General features: G+C 68.7%; 1 protein-coding gene. It reads right to left on the bottom strand.

Annotated features, from left to right (window positions below; genetic code table 11):
* Positions 1 to 2,049: bifunctional proline dehydrogenase/L-glutamate gamma-semialdehyde dehydrogenase PutA (gene putA / locus EOA33_RS33615; protein ID WP_127407573.1), on the bottom strand; the 2,049-nt coding region annotated here is incomplete at both ends.

Here is a 2,049-nt window from a genome sequence, read left to right on the forward strand (position 1 = left end):
GCCGTCAGCGGCGCGCCGACCGAGGGGCCATCGCCGGGCAGAAGCTGGATGATGTCTTCCGGCACGCCCGCCTCGCGCAGCATCTCGACGGCGCGGAAGGCGATCAGCGGCGTCTGTTCTGCCGGCTTGGCGATCACCGAATTGCCGGTGACGAGCGCCGCGGCGATCTGGCCGGTGAAGATGGCGAGCGGGAAATTCCACGGCGAGATGCAGACGATCGCGCCGCGCGCCTCGGTGCCCGTTTCCGCATTGGCGGCCTCGGCGGCGTAGTAGCGCAGGAAATCGACCGCCTCGCGCACCTCGGCGACGCCGTCGGCCAGCGATTTGCCGGCCTCGCGGGTGGCGAGCGCGAAGAACTCGGCCGCGTTGGCCTCATAGAGGTCGGCGGCGCGGTTCAGGATCGCCGCGCGCTCGGCGACCGGGCGCTTGGCCCAAGCCGGCTGCGCCTCGACCGCGATGCGTACGGCGGTGGCGACCTGCTTGGCGGCCGCCTCGTGGATCGTGCCGACAACCTCGTCGGGCTTCGCCGGATTGACCACCGGGCGCTCCTTGCCGTAGCCGGCGGCGCGCGTGACCGGCTTCGCGTGCCAGCGGTCCGGCCCAGCAAACTCGGCCTTGGCCTTGTCGATCGCCGCCAGCGTCACCGGATCGGTGATGTCGACGCCCCTGGAATTGCGGCGGCCGGCGCCGAAGATCCCGGCGGGACGGGCGATCGCCGGATTGGCGGCCGGCCCCTGCGTCTCGACCGTTTCCAGCGGGTCGCGGGCGATGTCTTCCGGTTCCACCTCCTCGTCGGTGAGCTGGTGGACGAAGGAGGAGTTGGCGCCGTTTTCCAGCAGACGGCGCACCAGATAGGCGAGCAGGTCGGAATGCGCGCCGACCGGCGCATAGATGCGGCAGCGGGTGCCTTCGGCCTGGCGCACCGTCTCGTGCAGCGCCTCGCCCATGCCGTGCAGCCGCTGGAACTCGAAAGAGTCGCGATCCTTGGCCATCGACAGGATGGCGGCCACCGTGTGCGCGTTGTGGGTGGCGAACTGCGGATAGATGCGATCGGTCATCGACAGCAGCTTCTTCGCGCAGGCCATGTAGGACACATCGGTGTTGGTCTTGCGGGTGAAGACCGGATAGCCGGCGAGCCCCAGTGTCTGCGCCCGCTTGATCTCGGTGTCCCAATAGGCGCCCTTGACCAGCCGCACCATGATGGTGCGGTCGTACTTTTTCGCCAGCGCGTGGAGCCAGTCGATGACGAAGGCCGCGCGCGGCCCATACGCTTGCACCACCACGCCGAAACCGTTCCAGCCGGCAAGCTCCGGCTCGGCCAGCACGCGCTCGATGACGTCGAGCGACAGATCGAGGCGGTCCGCCTCCTCGGCGTCGATGTTGAGCCCCATGCGCGAATGCCGCGCCGCCAGCGCCAGCGACAGCAGCCGCTCGGCCATCACCGGCAGCATCGTCTCCTTCTGCGCCACTTCGTAGCGCGGATGCAGCGCCGAAAGCTTGACCGAAATGCCGTGGTTGTTGCGGATGTCCGGCCCGTTGGAACCGGAATCGAGTGAGGAGATCGCGTCGGCATAGGCCTTGTGATAGCGCAGCGCGTCGGCCTCGGTGCGGGCCGCCTCGCCCAGCATGTCGAAGGAATAAAGATAGCCCTTCTGCGTCATCGGCCGGCCGCGCTTGACGGCCTCGGCGATGGTGCGGCCGAGCACGAACTGCTCGCCCATCTCGCGCATGGCGGCCGCCACCGCCTTGCGGATAACGGGTTCGCCCAGCCGGCGCACCATGGCGCGCAGCGTGCCCTCGATGCCGCCCTCGCCCTCGTCCAGCACGCGCCCGGTCAGCATCAGCGCCCAGGTCGAGGCATTGACGAAGATGGAGCTCGAGCTGCCCGAATGCGCCGACCAGTCGTGCGGCGCGATCTTGTCGGCGATGAGATCGTCCATCGTCTCGGCGTCGGGCACGCGCAGCAGCGCCTCGGCCAGGCACATCAGCGCGACACCTTCCTTGGTCGATAATCCGTAAGCCGAGAGGAACACTTCCATTAGCCTCGGA

Origin of the sequence: Mesorhizobium sp. M4A.F.Ca.ET.050.02.1.1, assembly GCF_003997725.1 — a bacterium.
GTDB lineage: Bacteria > Pseudomonadota > Alphaproteobacteria > Rhizobiales > Rhizobiaceae > Mesorhizobium.